The 13,812-nt window shown below is 70.7% G+C and carries 14 protein-coding genes; 2 read left to right on the top strand and 12 right to left on the bottom strand.

The window, feature by feature from the left end; translation table 11 throughout:
- The first annotated feature begins 36 nt into the window (after positions 1 to 36).
- Complete coding sequence (locus GGR64_RS07725) at positions 37 to 933, top strand: hypothetical protein (RefSeq protein WP_160966453.1); 897 nt, start codon at positions 37 to 39, stop codon at positions 931 to 933.
- A gap of 68 nt (positions 934 to 1,001) precedes the next feature.
- On the opposite strand, the gene GGR64_RS07720 is transcribed toward GGR64_RS07725, so the two are convergent.
- From GGR64_RS07720 to GGR64_RS07685, 8 genes are all read right to left on the bottom strand, one after another.
- Complete coding sequence (locus tag GGR64_RS07720; protein WP_160966455.1) at positions 1,002 to 1,409, bottom strand: DUF2752 domain-containing protein; 408 nt, start codon at positions 1,407 to 1,409, stop codon at positions 1,002 to 1,004.
- Between the two features lie 5 nt (positions 1,410 to 1,414).
- Positions 1,415 to 1,765 (bottom strand): CD225/dispanin family protein, encoded by a 351-nt coding sequence (locus tag GGR64_RS07715; protein ID WP_160966457.1) that lies wholly within the window; start codon positions 1,763 to 1,765, stop codon positions 1,415 to 1,417.
- A 76-nt stretch (positions 1,766 to 1,841) separates the two neighbouring features.
- Entirely contained in the window at positions 1,842 to 2,264 is a 423-nt protein-coding gene (locus GGR64_RS07710) for a DUF2752 domain-containing protein (protein WP_184644960.1), read from the bottom strand.
- Positions 2,265 to 2,323: 59 nt separating this feature from the next.
- Positions 2,324 to 2,605, bottom strand: coding sequence for a CD225/dispanin family protein (locus GGR64_RS07705; protein ID WP_160966461.1), 282 nt, complete (start codon positions 2,603 to 2,605; stop codon positions 2,324 to 2,326).
- A 46-nt stretch (positions 2,606 to 2,651) separates the two neighbouring features.
- The gene (locus tag GGR64_RS07700) at positions 2,652 to 2,951 is read right to left on the bottom strand and encodes a CD225/dispanin family protein (RefSeq protein WP_160966463.1); all 300 of its coding nucleotides are present in this window, start codon (positions 2,949 to 2,951) and stop codon (positions 2,652 to 2,654) included.
- A 94-nt stretch (positions 2,952 to 3,045) separates the two neighbouring features.
- Positions 3,046 to 4,968 (bottom strand): MFS transporter, encoded by a 1,923-nt coding sequence (locus tag GGR64_RS07695; RefSeq protein WP_184644958.1) that lies wholly within the window; start codon positions 4,966 to 4,968, stop codon positions 3,046 to 3,048.
- 27 nt (positions 4,969 to 4,995) lie between these two features.
- Positions 4,996 to 5,940, bottom strand: a complete 945-nt coding sequence (locus GGR64_RS07690) for a LysR family transcriptional regulator (protein WP_160966467.1) — start codon at positions 5,938 to 5,940, stop codon at positions 4,996 to 4,998.
- An 88-nt stretch (positions 5,941 to 6,028) separates the two neighbouring features.
- Entirely contained in the window at positions 6,029 to 6,955 is a 927-nt protein-coding gene (locus tag GGR64_RS07685) for a hypothetical protein (protein ID WP_184644956.1), read from the bottom strand.
- 252 nt (positions 6,956 to 7,207) lie between these two features.
- On the opposite strand from GGR64_RS07685, the gene GGR64_RS07680 reads away from it, so the two are divergent.
- A complete protein-coding gene (locus GGR64_RS07680) occupies positions 7,208 to 8,419 on the top strand; it encodes an MFS transporter (protein WP_184644954.1) in 1,212 nt (403 codons plus the stop codon).
- On the opposite strand, the gene yccS is transcribed toward GGR64_RS07680, so the two are convergent.
- The 4 genes from yccS to GGR64_RS07660 all read right to left on the bottom strand — a co-directional run bounded on the left by yccS (position 8,364) and on the right by GGR64_RS07660 (position 13,804).
- Positions 8,364 to 10,586, bottom strand: coding sequence for a YccS family putative transporter (gene yccS, locus GGR64_RS07675; RefSeq protein WP_184645249.1), 2,223 nt, complete (start codon positions 10,584 to 10,586; stop codon positions 8,364 to 8,366). The genes GGR64_RS07680 and yccS overlap by 56 nt on opposite strands.
- A 67-nt stretch (positions 10,587 to 10,653) precedes the next feature.
- Positions 10,654 to 11,331 carry a uracil-DNA glycosylase family protein gene (locus GGR64_RS07670; protein WP_184644952.1) on the bottom strand — a complete coding sequence of 226 codons (678 nt, stop codon included), beginning with the start codon at positions 11,329 to 11,331 and terminating at the stop codon, positions 10,654 to 10,656.
- Between the two features lie 270 nt (positions 11,332 to 11,601).
- The gene (gene purD, locus GGR64_RS07665; protein ID WP_184644951.1) at positions 11,602 to 12,891 is read right to left on the bottom strand and encodes a phosphoribosylamine--glycine ligase; all 1,290 of its coding nucleotides are present in this window, start codon (positions 12,889 to 12,891) and stop codon (positions 11,602 to 11,604) included.
- A 55-nt stretch (positions 12,892 to 12,946) separates the two neighbouring features.
- Complete coding sequence (locus GGR64_RS07660) at positions 12,947 to 13,804, bottom strand: hypothetical protein (RefSeq protein ID WP_184644949.1); 858 nt, start codon at positions 13,802 to 13,804, stop codon at positions 12,947 to 12,949.
- Positions 13,805 to 13,812: the final 8 nt, after the last annotated feature.

Below are 13,812 nucleotides of genomic sequence, written 5' to 3'. Positions count from 1 at the left end.
CGCGCATCCGTTTCAGAACGGTCCCGGAGGACCTGCATGTTCACGACCCTCGTCGCTGTGATCGTCGCCCTGGTGCTGGGCCATGTCGCGCCCGGCATGGTGGCCTCGTTGCGCCGCTTCGACGCCTTCGGCGACTGGCTGAGCTGGCTGGACACGCATGCCGGCGAAGGCAGCGCCTGGCGCGGCCGCTACGGCATCGCGCTGGCGCTGCTGCCGCCGCTGCTGCTGGTCGGCCTGCTGCAGTGGCTGCTGGCGGCGCCGCATCTGGGCCTGCTGACCCTGCTGTTCGGGATCGCGGTGCTGGCCTTCAGCTGGGGACCGCGCGATCTGGACACCGACGTGGAGGCGATCATCGATGCCGACGATGCCAGCGCGCGGCGCCTGGCGGTGGCGCAGCTGCAGGCCGATGGCGGGCCGCTGCGTGAGGATCCGGCCGGACTGGTCGAGGCGGTGGCGGTCAGCGCGCTGCGGCGCTGGTTCGCGGTGCTGTTCTGGTTCCTGCTGCTGGGGCCGTTCGGCGCGCTGGGCTACCGGCTGCTGGCGCTGGCCGCGGTCGGCCCGTATGCGCCGCGGCTGCCGCCCGCGACCGCCGCCGGCGCGCGCCTGCTGCTGGCGGCGATGGAATGGCCGGTGGCGCACCTGATGACCTTCTCGCTGGCACTGGTCGGCAATTTCGAGGCGGTGTTCGGCGCCTGGCGCGCCGCTGGCGGCAAGCGGTGGCAGCTGGACACCGGCTTTCTCGGGCCGGTGGCCTGCGCCAGCGTACGCGGCGAACTCGATGCCGAGGCGCACGACTACAGCGATGCGGGCATGGTGGTGCCGGCGCTGCGGCGCCTGCCCGAACTGCGCGATGCGATGAGCCAGGTCTGGCGGGTATTGCTGCTGTGGCTGGTGCTGCTGGCGCTGCTGGTGATCGCCGGCTGGGTCAGCTGAGGTCCGGCGGCGAGGGATGCACACACGCAGGCGATGCCTGCGCCCGGCGCGAATCGCGGCACCGTCCGCTAGTGCGGAGCCAACAGGGTGAACGGGAACCACGGCAGGTTGCGCGCGATCCAGTAGCCCGGCAGCGCGACCAGCCAGAAGTTCGGCCGCGAGACCACGCCGACCACCGGGGCGAACCAGGCTGCGCGCCAGCCGGCTTTCCAGGCGATCAGCCCCGGCAGCAGCGCCAGGCCGAGCATCGCGCCAGGATTCATCGCAAACGCACCGACCGGGTCCAGGTGCACCAGCGCATGCAGCGCACGGGTCATGCCGCAGCCTGGGCAGTAGTAGCCGGTGAGCGCATGGAACATGCACGGCGCGAACGGGTTGTTCGCGGCATTTGGGTCGAAGCGGTACAACAGCGTGGCGCCGCCGGCCGCGAATGCGGCGGCGGCACCCAGGCACGCCCGTTGTTGCCAGGCGCGCATGCCGGTCAGCTTGCGTGCTGCATCTGCTGCATGTAGTCCATGTAGGTCTGCATGCCGCCGGTGGCGAACATGACCACGTTGATCAGCAGGCCGATGATGGCCAGCGCGGTGGTCACCCAGCACCAGGTCTTGGCGGTGTTGGAGGCGCGGCGCGCGCCCTCCAGGTCGCCCTGGTTGAGCAGGCCGTTGACCTTGCTGGAAAACACGATGGCGACGATGCCGGTGATCAGCGCCGGACAGCACAGGCAGAAGCCGAGCACGGTCGAAATGATCGCCCAGGCCAGGTGATTGGGAACCGGGCCGGGGACGCCGGAGGCGGGGGGCGGCGGAGGCGCGACGGGGCTGACGGTGCTCATGTGGATCTCCTTGATGGGTGGTGCACGGCAGTCGGGGAGTCTAGACGAGTCGCTGCGGTGCGGGTGTGGCGGGCCGTCAGTGCGGCGCGAGCAGGGTGAAGGGATACCAGGGCAGATTGCGCAGCAGCGCATAGCCGAGCAGCACCCACAGCCACAGTCGTGGGTCGGCGAGGATCTTCAGCAGCGGCGCCAGCGGGCGCAGGCGCAGGCCGGCGGCGTTGAGCGCCATGATCGCCAGCAGCGGCAGCGCCACCACCAGCAAGGGATTGCTGGTCCAGGCGTGGGCCAGGTCCAGATGCACCAGCGCGTGCAGGCAGCGGGTACTGCCGCAGCCGGGGCAGTACAGGCCGGTGAGGGCACGGAACGGACAGCCGGGCAGCGGATTGCCGGGCACGTTGGGATCGATCCGGCGCAGCACCACGGTGGCGACCAATGCCGCGCCGCTCAGTGCGGCCAGCGGCAGCCAGCGGGGCAGGGACTGCAGGCGCGGCAGGGACATGGCAGGGAAGCGAGCGTGGGTGGCTGGCCGCCGTCGCCGGGCGACGGCGGCCGCGGTGCTCAGGACGCGGACGCCTGCTGCATCATGCCCAGGCCGCCCAGGGCGAAGAGGAAGATCATGTACAGCACCATCAGCACCACCGCAGTGATCGCCGAGTAGATCGCCCACTTCTTGGCCTTGTCCGCCGAATCGCGCGCGCCGGTCACGTCGCCCGCGGCGAGCTTGGTGTTGACCTGCGCGGCGTAGACGATGGACACGATGCCCAGCGGCAGGCAGCAGAACAGCGTGGTCAGGATCGCCCAGACGAGGTTGTTGGACACTTGCGGTGCGGTGGTATTCATCCGTGTTGCTCCGGTGGTTGGGTGGTGAAACGGGAAACGCCCAGCGCTAGTGGCTGGTCAGGCTGCCGAGGAAGGCCAGGCCGCCGAACAGCAGGAACCACAGCGCGATCAGGATCGGTCCGGCAAGCGCGGACCACAGCGCCCACAGGCCGGCCTTGCGCGAGGCCTCGCGCGCACCGGCGATATCGCCGGCGGCGCGGCGGCCATCCACCTGCGAGGCATAGACGATGGAGACGATACCCAGCGGCAGGCAGCAGAACAGCGTGGACAGGATCGCCCAGACGAGATTGTTGGGCACATAGACGCCCGTCGCGTTGGGCGCTGGTGGTGGCACGACCTGGTTCACTGTGTTCGGTCCTTCGCAATGGACGCCACCGCTTGTGGCGCCTCCCCTGCGGCTAATCTACCCGAAGCGCGCGCTTGCGGCACCTGCGCCGCACTCAGGCGGCGTCGCCGCGCAGGCGCCGCACCTGCGCTTCCAGGATCTCGGCGGTGGCCTGCGCGCCCGCCACAGGCGCGTCGGCGATCACCTCGACATGCGCGCGGAAGCGCCGTGGCACGCGCATGCGCCGCAGCCGCGAATCGCGCTTGCTCCACATACTGGTCCACATGTTGCGCAAGGCCATCGGCACCACCGGCACCGCGCGCCGGGCCAGGATCTTCTCCACGCCGGATTTGAACGCGGCGATCTCGCCGTCCTTGGTCAGCGCGCCCTCGGGGAAGATGCACACCAGCTCGCCCTCGGCCAGTGCAGCATCGATCGCGTCGAACGCGCGCTGCATCAGCTCGGGGTCTTCGCGCGCGCCGGCGATCGGGATCGCCTTGGCGGTGCGGAAGATCCAGCGCATCACCGGGATGTTGAAGATGCGGTAGTACATGACGAAGCGCACCGGCCGCGGGATCGCCGCCGCCAGTACCAGCGCGTCCATGTAGCTGACGTGGTTGCACACGATCAGCGCCGCGCCTTCCTCGGGCACGTGGCGCTCGACCCCGTGCAGGCGCAACCGGTACAGCGTGCGCACCATCACCCAGCTGAGGAAGCGCATCAGGAATTCGGGGACGATGCTGAAGATCCAGAGCGCCACCAGCGCGTTGGCGATGGCCAGCGCCAGGAACACCTGCGGGATGCTCAGCCCGGGCATCGCGACGCGCGTGCCGAACAGGTGCAGCTCCCGCATCTGCAGGACGATGCCGATCATGGCCGCCAGCACGATGAACAGCGAGTTCTGGATGTTGAGCCCGGCGATGACGCGCGACAGTTCCGCCTTCGGCGTGCGGCTCTGGATCAGCGCGAACAGCGGCACCACGAACAGGCCGGTGCACAGGCCGATGCCGACCAGGTCGAGCATGATCCGCCAGCTGCCGGCCTGGTGCACGAACTGACCGATGCTCAGGCCGGTCTGCAGCGCGGCGCCGGGCCGGGCGAAGTACAGGTCGAGCATGAAGGCGCTGATGCCGAACGCGCCCAGCGGCACCAGGCCGATTTCCACGGTGCGCCCGGACAGCTTCTCGCACAGCAGCGAGCCGGTGCCGGTGCCGATCGAGAACAGCGCCAGGGCGAAGATGTACAGGTCCTGCGCGCCGCCCAGGTTGAGTTCGGCATAGGTCGGCAACTGCGCGGTGAGCACGGTGCCGACGAACCAGAACCAGGACACGCCGAGCACCGCGTTGCGTACCGCCAGCTGGCGCCGGGTCAAGCGCATGATCGCCAGCGACTCGGGCAGCGGGTTCCAGTTGATCTTCAGGTCCGGCGCGCCGGCGTCGACCTTGGGGATGCAGCGCGCCATCAGGTTGCCGGTGACCGCCAGCGCCACCACCGCGGTGGCCGCGGCCACCGGCCCGTGGCTGCCGGCGATCTGGAAGATCAGCCCGCCCAGGATCATGCCGCACAGGATCGAGATCGAGGTGCCCATCTCGACCAGGCCGTTGCCGCCGGTCAGTTCCTCCGGCTTGAGCACCGAGGGCAGGATCGAATACTTCACCGGCCCGAACAGGGTCGACTGCAGGCCGGTGCAGAACAGCGCCACCAGCAGCACCGCCATGTTCTCGGTCAGGAAGCCGACCGCGGCCAGCGACATGATCGCGATCTCCATCGTGGTGGTGATGACCACCAGCCGCGATTTCTCCAGCTTCTCGGCGATCTGCCCGGCCAGCGAGGAGAACAGGAAGTACGGCAGGATGAACAGCGCCGGCGCCAGGTTGGTGTACAGCGTGCGCTGCTCCGGGGTCACGCCCAGATAGAACAGCAGGCCGATGATCGCCTGCCGGTACACGTTGTCGTTGAAGGCGCCCAGCGCCTGGACCACGAAGAACGGCAGAAAGCGGCGTTGCCGCAACAGGGCGAACTGGCTGTGGGCGGACATGCAGGCTCCTTTGCGAACGCGCGCAGCCTAGCAGGTTCGCCGCGCGCGCAGGCGCGGCGCGCGGCGGCCGGCCTCGGCGCTGCCGGCCGCGGCCTGCAGTGCATCGCGCCGCGCACGCAGCAGGGCGATGAAGGCGCGCGCGGCCGGGGTCGGGTCCGGCCGCCACACGGCATAGGTGAGGAAGCGGAAGCGCTCGCGCAGCGCCACCGTGGCCACGCCGTGCATGCCGGTGGCCATGGTCTGCGGCACCACCGCCAGGCCCAGGTCTTCGGCCACCAGTTGCCGCTGCAGGTCGGCGTGGGTGACCTCGTACTGCAGGCGCTGGCGCAGGCCGGCGGCGGCGAAGGCGCGGTCGATGATGCCGCGCACGCCGGCGCCGGGGATCAGCCCGGCCATCGGCGCGTCCTCCAGTTCGCGCAGGGCCACCTCGCGGCGCGCGGCGAAACGGTGGCCGGGCGCGGCGATCAGCGCCAGCCCTTCCTCGTGCAGCAACAGGTGCTGCGGCGGCAGCGCCACATGCGGGCCGACCCCGACCAGGGCCACGTCGAGCCGGCCTTCGCTCAGTTCCAGCAGCAGCGCATCGCTCATGCCGGTGCGCAGGTGCACGTCCACCGCGCTGTGCGCCTCGCGGAACTGGCGCAGCACGGCCGGCACCTGCACCGCATTCAACGAGGAGATCTGCCCGATCTGCAGGCGGCCGCGCACCGTGCCCAGGGTCTGCGCCATCTCCTCGTGCAGGCGCTCGGCCGCGCGCAGGGTGGCGCGGGCGTTGTGCAGGAACACCTCGCCGGCGGCGGTGGCGCGCACCTGCCGCGCACCGCGCTCGAACAGCCGCGCGCCCAGCGCCTGCTCGATCTTGGCGATCTGGTGGCTCAGCGCCGACTGCACGGTGTGGCAGCGGCGCGCGGCAGCGGTGAAGCTGCCTTCCTCGGCGACGGCCACGGCGAATTCGAGCTGGCGCAGGGTCAGCATGGCGTTGCCTGGCATGCGCCGTGGCGACGCGCCAGCCGAGCAGTGGTGGCGCTGCATGCATGCAACGACGTTTGTCGCAGCGGCCGCCTCACGTCGCGCGCCCCAGCCGCTTGCGCCATTGCTGGCGCAGCCACAGGCGGATGTTGTAGCGGCGCTTGCGGCTCATGAACGGGTAGCGCAGGCTCAGGCCGAGCAGGCCGTGCAGCGTCTCGAGCCGCGGCGCACGCGCGGGCAGCACGTCGCAGCGCACCGAGATGCGGTCGCAGCCGGCATCGTGGGTACGGTGGATGACATCGGCGCGCATGATCAGCAGGTCGCCGACCGCGAGTTGCGGCACCACCTTGTGCGCTTCCAGGTCGAAGTCGATCTTCCAGCCGGGACTGGCGTCGTGCAGGTCCTCGATCGCATACCAGTCGCCGATGGCGATGGCCTGCCCGGGAAAACGCAGCCGGAACCAGTCCAGCGTGTCGGCCTCCACGCAGCGGAAGCGCAGCGCGCCGCGGCCCTGGATGCGCCGGTGCAGCTGCGGATCCAGGCGTGCGACCACGTCGTCGGCGACGATGGCCACGTTGGCCAGGCCGGCATCGGGCTTGCGCACCGGCATGTAGCAGATCAGGTAGTTGCGATGGTCGCCATGCAGGAAATAGCTGAAGTGGTCCAGGTGCCAGTTGAGCGCGCCGCCCGGCGCGGTCTTCGGATCGCGGTGTTGGTCGAACGGCAGGCGCAGGCTCGGCGCGGCATGGCTTTCGCGGATGCGGATGGCGCAGTAGCCGAAGCGGTCGGCGGCGATCGCCAGGCCCATGGCTGCGGCCACGGGCGGCACGGTGGCGGCGATGCGCGCCTGGATCCGCTGCATGTCCGCCGCCGGCAGGTCACCGATCACGCCGTCGTGGAACTTCTCGGCGCCTTCCAGGAAGCGCAACAGGCTGTCGGGAATGTCGCCTTCGCCCAGGAAGCCGCGGACCACAGCGTACCCGTGCTGTTGCAGCGCCTCGGCGATGTCGGTGCTGGGCATGGGACGCGTTCCTTCGAGGCGATGGCAGTCGGTGGGGCCGCTTTTTTTTCTGGACTGCAGGGCTGCACGCGTCCGCAGCGGCAACCGCGGCGAAGCGGCCCGGCTGCCGGCTGCCGGCTGCCGGCTGCCGGCTGCCGGCTGCCGCGCCCACGCTATCTCAAAAGCAGATGGCAGTGGTGAAAAAAATGCGTTTGTAAGATCGCTGCCGTCACCACAGACTGCGCCCCTCCCCACGATTTCTGGTGTCCTTCCATGGAAACGACCTCGCACCCGCCGATGCGCCGCGGCCTGGTGCTGCTGATGGCCACCGCCACCGGCCTGGCGGTGGCCAGCAACTACTACGCGCAGCCGCTGCTGGAAGTGCTGGCGCAGACCTTCGCCATCGACGTGCGCCGCGCCGGCGCGGTGGTCACCACCGCGCAGCTGGCCTACGCGGTCGGCCTGCTGTTCCTGGTGCCGCTGGGCGACCGCTTCGAACGACGCAGCCTGATCGTCGGCCTGTACGCGCTCAGCGCGGTCGGCCTGCTGGTCAGCGCGATGGCGCACAGTTTCGCGCTGCTGCTGCTCGGCACCCTGATCACCGGCCTGAGTTCGGTGGCGGCGCAGATCCTGGTGCCGTTCGCCGCCACCCTGGCCGCGCCGCACGAGCGCGGCCGGGTCATCGGCACGGTGATGAGCGGCCTGCTGCTGGGCATCCTGCTGGCGCGCACGGCCTCCGGCCTGCTTGCCGGGATCGGCGGCTGGCACACCGTGTACTGGGTCGCGGCGGTGCTGATCCTGGTGGCTTCGGGCCTGCTGTGGCGCGGCCTACCGCGGCACCCGGGCAACCCGCACCTGTCCTATCCGCACCTGATCGGGTCGGTGCTGGCGCTGCTGCGCGACGAGCCGGTGCTGCGCGCGCGCTCGGTGCTCGGCGGGTTGTTGTTCGCCGGCTTCAGCATGTTCTGGACCACGCTGGCGTTCCTGCTGTCCGGCCCGGACTACCGCTACGGCACCGCGACCATCGGCCTGTTCGGGCTGATCGGCGCGGCCGGCGCGTTCGCCGCCAACCTCTCCGGCAAGCTGTCCGACCGCGGCGCCGGCCATCTGGTCGGCTGGGGCGGCCTGGTCATGCTGCTGCTGTCGTGGCTGTTGCTGCTCGGCGCGCCGCACTCGCTGTGGCTGCTGATCGCCGGGGTCGTGCTGTTGGACGTGGCGGTGCAGGGCGTGCACATCGGCAACCAGAGCGTGATCTATCAATTGGATCCGGCCGCGCGCAACCGCATCACCTCGGCCTACGTCACCTGCTACTTCATCGGCGGTGCGATCGGGTCCAGCCTCGGCACCGCGGCCTATGCCTACGCCGGTTGGCGCGGGGTGGCGCTCGGCGGCGCGGCGCTGGCGGTGGCGGCGCTGCTGTGGATGGGCATCAGCGTGCGGCCGGCGCGGCAAGCGCCGGCGCCGGCGGCACCGTCGCGGCGGTGACCGCCTGCGCGGCGGCGCGCAGCTTGGGCAGCAGGCGCAGGGTCAGCGCGAGCTGATTGCGCACCAGCCGGCGCTTGGCCTCGTCGATGCCCTCCTCGCGCTCCAGCGCGTCGGCCAGCGCGGTCTCGGCCGCTTCGTCGGCGGCCGGCAGCGCGCGCCGCTCGGCCAGCGCGTCGGCCAGTGCGCCCAGCGCCTGCGGCAGGTAGTCGCCAGCGCGGGCGATGTCCGGATCGGTCTCGCCGGCCAGCGCGGCACGGTGCGCGCCCAGCGCCGACAGATAGCCGAGCAGAGTGTTGGACAGGGCCAGGAAGCGGAAGCCGGCATCCAGGTTGCGGCGGTAGCGGCCGGGCTCGCGCAGCATGTTCGACAGCGCCACCGACAGCGCGGCGTCGGCGTTGTGCATGTCGCGGCGGGCGATGCGGTAGGGCAGGTCGTCGCGCATGCCGCTGCGGTACTGCTCCAGCACCTGCGCCAGGTAGCGCGCGCTGCTGGACAGCACGGTTGCCAGCACCTGGTTGAGGCGGCGACCCTGCCAGTCCGGCAGGATCAGGAACGAGGCGGCGGCGGCGATCGCGCAGCCGATCAGGGTGTCGAGCAGGCGCGGCCAGATCAGCATGAAGCCATCGCCGATCAGGTTGAAGCAGAACAGCGCCATCACCGTGATCGCCGCGGTGGCGAGCATGTAACGGTCGGTGCGGGTGACGAAGAACACCAGCGTGCCGAGCAGGGCGAACAGCAACTGCAGCTCGGTGCCGGGGAACAGCTGCATCAGCGCCCAGGCCGCGCCCAGGCCGATCAGGGTGCCGGCCATGCGCTGGACCAGGCGCAGGCGGGTGGCGCCGTAGTTGGGGCGGCACACGAAGGCGGTGGTCAGCAGGATCCAGTAGCCGTTGCTGGCGTGGATCGATTGCATGATGGCGTAGCCCACCACCAGCGCGATGGCCATGCGCAGACCGTGCCGGAACAGCACCGAGCCGGGCGTGAGTTGCTGGCCGAGGCGCCGCAGCATCTCGCGCAGGGTGTGCGGCGAGGAGTCGCGCAGGCGGGTGTCGAGGGTGTCGCTGGTGGTGTCCGACTGCGCGGCCTCTGCCAGGCGCCGCTCGATGCTGTGCAGGTTGGTGACCAGCAGTTCCAGCGAACCGAGCAGCCGTGCCTGCCGTGGATCGGCGCGGGCGTGCAGGAAATCCAGCGACTCGCGCAGGTCGGTGGTGGCCTGCTGGGTCTGCTCGCCGTAGTCGAACGGCTGGCGCAGCCGGATCGCCTCGCCCAGCGCCGCGCAGGCCTTGCCCTGCAGGGCCAGCAGACGCTGGCAGCGGTACAGCACGTCGCTGTGGAAGAACGCGTCGGTCAGCGCCTCGTACGGGTAGTGCGAGGAGCTGGCGCGCTCGTGAAAATCCTGCGCCATGTAGTACAGGCGGAAATACAGGCCCGATTGCACGCCGGGTCGGCCGGAGCGGCCGAAGCGGCTGATGATCGCGGTCTTGGCCGCGTTGAGCGCGGCCACCACCTGCGCGTTCTGCTCGGCCAGCGCCAGCCGCCGCGCGTGCAGGTCGCTCTGCCGCACCGGCTCGAACAGGGCCGCCTTGAGCCGCAGGTAGCGGCCCAGCTCCAGGTACAGCCGCGACAGCCGCTCGCGCACCGGCCGGTTGGCGAACAGCACCGTCCACAGCACCGACAGCACCGCATACCAGCCGGCGCCGAGCAACAGGAGCGCCACGCCGTGCCAGGCATTGCCGCCGACGTGGCCGTTCTGGGTGCCATGGTCCAGGCCGATCATCGCGTAGATCGCCAGCGCCACCGTGGCCTGGGCGATCGAGGCGTAGCGTTCGCCGAGCGCGCCGAGCAGGGTCAGGGCGAAGGTGGACAGCGCCAGGCCGGCAGCGAACGGCCACGGATACGGGAACAGCAGCACCACTGCGGCGGCGGCGGCGGCGAAACACAGCAGCGACAGCAGCACCGACTTGATCCGGCCTAGCCAGTTGTCGTCGGTCTCGGCGATGGCGCTGGCGATGGTGCCCAGGAAGAGCGCCGGCACCGCCTCCAATTGCTGCTGGTGCCAGCACACGCCCATCGCCACCGCCAGCGCGATGAACACGCGCAGCCCGTAGCTGGCCTTTTCGTGGGCCCACAGGCGGCTCAGGCGGGTTTCGATCGAGGGGGTCGGCACCGCGACACGATAACGCACCGTCGCTGTATGCGATCCCCCTCTAGAGGGCCCGTCTACGCGAGCGCGCTCAGACTTCCAGTTGTCGCAGGCGGGCGTCCAGCAGTGCCGGGAAACGTTTGTACCAGGTCTGGTTGAGCGGCGAGGGATGCGGCAGCGGATGCAGCACCACGCGGCGGGTGCGGCGGCCGTCCTCGCTGCGCAGCTCCACCTCGGTCTGCGCCTGGAAGCGGTCCTCGCGCGCCCAGAACGCGTCCAGCGCCGCACGCACCTCGCGCGGCTGGTCGATGCCGAACCACAGGAAGGCCTCGCGGCCGAGGGTGAGCACATCGCGGCCGCGCCACTGCTCGAGCAATAGGCGCCGCATCAGCGGATGGAAGCGCCGCTTCACCGGCATCGACCAGGCCTTGTTGCCCACCGGCTTGTACGGCACGGTGTTGAGCCAGAATGCGACGCGGCCGGCCTCGAGCCCGGCGGCGAAATCGGGCATCTCCGCCCCGTCGTGCAGGTGCCGGTACAGCGCCTTGCGCACCAGTTGGCCGCCACTGCCGACGAAAGGCTCGCCGTGCTCCACCTCGCTGCGGCCCGGGTCGCGGCCCAGGATGCACACCCGCGCGTCGCGGCGGCCAAGGCCGATGATGGGATCGAGCGGATCCTTGTCGCAGGCGGCGTAGGCCGCGGTGTCGATGCCGTCGGTCTGCGCGGCGAGCGCGCGGAAGCGGGTGCGGAGGGCAGGGGAGAGGGCCATGGGGAGTGCTGTGCGCAGAACCGGGGGAGGTGTCAGGCTAGCGCAAGGGCGATGGTGACCACGTGCGTGTTTCCACGTGCGCTCGACGTGCGCTCTTTGTGGGAGGGACTTCAGTCCCGACGAGGGAGAGTGTCAGCCGGCTTTCGGCTTCACTCGTCACGGCTGAAGCCGCTCCCACAGAGGGTCTGGTGCGACATCGTGGACTGCCAGCACGACCGGCTTCGTGGGCCGATGCTTCACTCCGATTCCCGATTCCCGATTCCCAGCCCCTTACGCCCCCTGCTCGCGCGCGATCGCACGCCAGCCGATGTCGCGGCGGTGGAATTCGCTGGCCCAATGAATCCGCTCCACACCGGCGTACGCATGCCGCTGCGCCTCGGCCACGCTGTCGCCCAGCGCCGCCACGCACAGCACGCGGCCGCCGGCGCTGAGCACGCCGCCCTGCGCGTCCAGCGTGGTGCCGGCATGGAACACCTTGGCGTTGGCCGGCACCGCGTCCAGGCCGGTGATCGCTTCGCCGGTGACCGGGGTCTCCGGATACGGCGCCGCCGCCAGCACCACGCCCAGCGACGGGCGCGGATCCCACTGCGCTTCGGTTGCGTGCAGGCGTTCGTCGAGCGCGGCCTCGAGCAGGTCGAGCAAGTCCGACTGCAGGCGCAGCATCACCGGCTGCGTTTCCGGGTCGCCGAAGCGCACGTTGAACTCGATCACCTTGGGCGCGCCGCTGGCGTCGATCATCAGCCCGGCGTAGAGGAAGCCGGTGAACGGCACGCCGTCGGCGCGCATGCCGCGCACGGTCGGCTCCACCACCTCGCGCATCACCCGCGCGTGCACCTCGGGCGTCACCACCGGCGCCGGCGAGTACGCGCCCATGCCGCCGGTGTTGGGGCCGGTGTCGCCGTCGCCGACGCGCTTGTGGTCCTGGCTGGTGGCCATCGGCAGCGCGGTGTGGCCGTCGACCATGGAAATGAAGCTGGCTTCCTCGCCGTCGAGGAATTCCTCGATCACCACGCGCGCACCGGCGTCGCCGAAGGCGTTGCCGGAGAGCATGTCGCGCACCGCGGCCTCGGCCTCCTCCAGCGACATCGCCACGATCACGCCCTTGCCGGCGGCCAGGCCGTCGGCCTTGATCACGATCGGCGCGCCCTTGTCGCGGACGTACGCCAGCGCGGGTTCGACCTCGGTGTGCACGGCGTAGAACGCGGTGGGAATACCGTGGCGCTGCAGGAAGTCCTTGGCGTAGGCCTTGCTGCCTTCCAGCTGCGCGGCGGCGGCGCTGGGGCCGAAGATGCGCAGCCCGGCGGCGCGGAAACGGTCGACCACGCCCAGCACCAGCGGCACTTCCGGGCCGACCACGGTCAGTGCCACGCCTTCGTCCTGGGCCAGCGCCAGCAGCCCGTCGAGGTCGTTCACCTTGACCGGCACGTTGCGGCACTTGGCCTCGCCGGCGGTGCCGGCATTGCCGGGTGCCACCAGCACTTCGTCGACACGGGGGGACTGGGCCAGCTTCCAGGCCAGGGCGTGTTCGCGGCCGCCGGAGCCGATGACGAGCAGTTTCATCGCGGAGTTCCAGATTGCAGGGGAAAGGGAAGCGGGTGCACCGGGCGCGCACGCCTCACGTGCAGCCTTCGCGCTGCAGCGCCTCGGGGAAATGGTAGGTCCAGGTCTTCTGATCCAGCGCGAAGCGGTGTTCGCGGTGCACCGGACGCTGGCCGCAGTCCGTGCCGGTTTCCTCGATCAGCAGCGGCCACACGCGGGCGGCATGGTCGCGGTCGTCGAAGCGCAGGGCGAAGTCGATGTTGAACTGGCCGGCCTTGCAGTCCGCCGCCGCATCGGCGTCGTCGCAGTCGGCGGCGCCGCCGTTGTCGATGTGGCTGCGCACGCTGCCGGCGTCGACCAGGCCCTTGGGGCCGGGCAGGATCAGGGTCTGCGATTGCAGCGCGTAGCCCTGGCCGAACCAGCCGTCCTCGACCCGGAACCCGTAGAAGTCGCTGCCGGAGCGGACGATGCCGACCTCGCCCGGCTGGCCCTGGCTGCCGTAGGTGCCGCCGGTGCGTTCGGCGGCGACGGCGAAGCCCTGGCCCTCGGGGCGCAGCACGTAGAAGTCGATGGTGCCCGGCTCCGGGTGGCCGGCATCGCGCAGCGCGCCGCACACTGCCAGCAACTGCTGCCAGCCGTCGCCGATGACCACCGGTTGTTCGGCGCAGATTTGCCAGTCCACCGCATGGCTATCGCCGTCCTGGGTCCATTGCCCCGGCCAGTGTCCGGCGAGCGTCGCGGCGCTGCCGTAGCGTTGCTGCACGAATGCGAGCAGGCGCGCGGTGCGGCTGACGTGGGCTGGTGCGGCGGCGCTGGCGGGCGCTGCCGCAGGTGCCTTGCCTTGTGAGGGCGCCGGCGCTGGCGCGCAGCCGCCGAGTACGACGGCGCCGGCCAGGGCCAGCACGGCGAGCGGACGCGGCGCGACAGCGGACATGCGCATCG

The sequence above is a fragment of the Xanthomonas sp. 3307 genome, from assembly GCF_014199735.1.
Classification (GTDB): Bacteria; Pseudomonadota; Gammaproteobacteria; order Xanthomonadales; family Xanthomonadaceae; genus Xanthomonas_A; species Xanthomonas_A rydalmerensis.
This window is presented reverse-complemented; position numbering and strand designations above follow the sequence as displayed.

What these genes read in the sequence shown, in the direction of transcription:
- GGR64_RS07725 (WP_160966453.1), top strand. Translation starts at nt 37, where the DNA reads ATGTTCACGACCCTCGTCGCTGTGATCGTCGCCCTGGTGCTGGGCCAT.
- GGR64_RS07720 (WP_160966455.1), bottom strand. Translation starts at nt 1,409, where the DNA reads ATGCGCGCCTGGCAACAACGGGCGTGCCTGGGTGCCGCCGCCGCATTC.
- GGR64_RS07715 (WP_160966457.1), bottom strand. Translation starts at nt 1,765, where the DNA reads ATGAGCACCGTCAGCCCCGTCGCGCCTCCGCCGCCCCCCGCCTCCGGC.
- GGR64_RS07710 (WP_184644960.1), bottom strand. Translation starts at nt 2,264, where the DNA reads ATGTCCCTGCCGCGCCTGCAGTCCCTGCCCCGCTGGCTGCCGCTGGCC.
- GGR64_RS07705 (WP_160966461.1), bottom strand. Translation starts at nt 2,605, where the DNA reads ATGAATACCACCGCACCGCAAGTGTCCAACAACCTCGTCTGGGCGATC.
- GGR64_RS07695 (WP_184644958.1), bottom strand. Translation starts at nt 4,968, where the DNA reads ATGTCCGCCCACAGCCAGTTCGCCCTGTTGCGGCAACGCCGCTTTCTG.
- GGR64_RS07690 (WP_160966467.1), bottom strand. Translation starts at nt 5,940, where the DNA reads ATGCTGACCCTGCGCCAGCTCGAATTCGCCGTGGCCGTCGCCGAGGAA.
- GGR64_RS07685 (WP_184644956.1), bottom strand. Translation starts at nt 6,955, where the DNA reads ATGCCCAGCACCGACATCGCCGAGGCGCTGCAACAGCACGGGTACGCT.
- GGR64_RS07680 (WP_184644954.1), top strand. Translation starts at nt 7,208, where the DNA reads ATGGAAACGACCTCGCACCCGCCGATGCGCCGCGGCCTGGTGCTGCTG.
- GGR64_RS07670 (WP_184644952.1), bottom strand. Translation starts at nt 11,331, where the DNA reads ATGGCCCTCTCCCCTGCCCTCCGCACCCGCTTCCGCGCGCTCGCCGCG.
- purD (WP_184644951.1), bottom strand. Translation starts at nt 12,891, where the DNA reads ATGAAACTGCTCGTCATCGGCTCCGGCGGCCGCGAACACGCCCTGGCC.
- GGR64_RS07660 (WP_184644949.1), bottom strand. Translation starts at nt 13,804, where the DNA reads ATGTCCGCTGTCGCGCCGCGTCCGCTCGCCGTGCTGGCCCTGGCCGGC.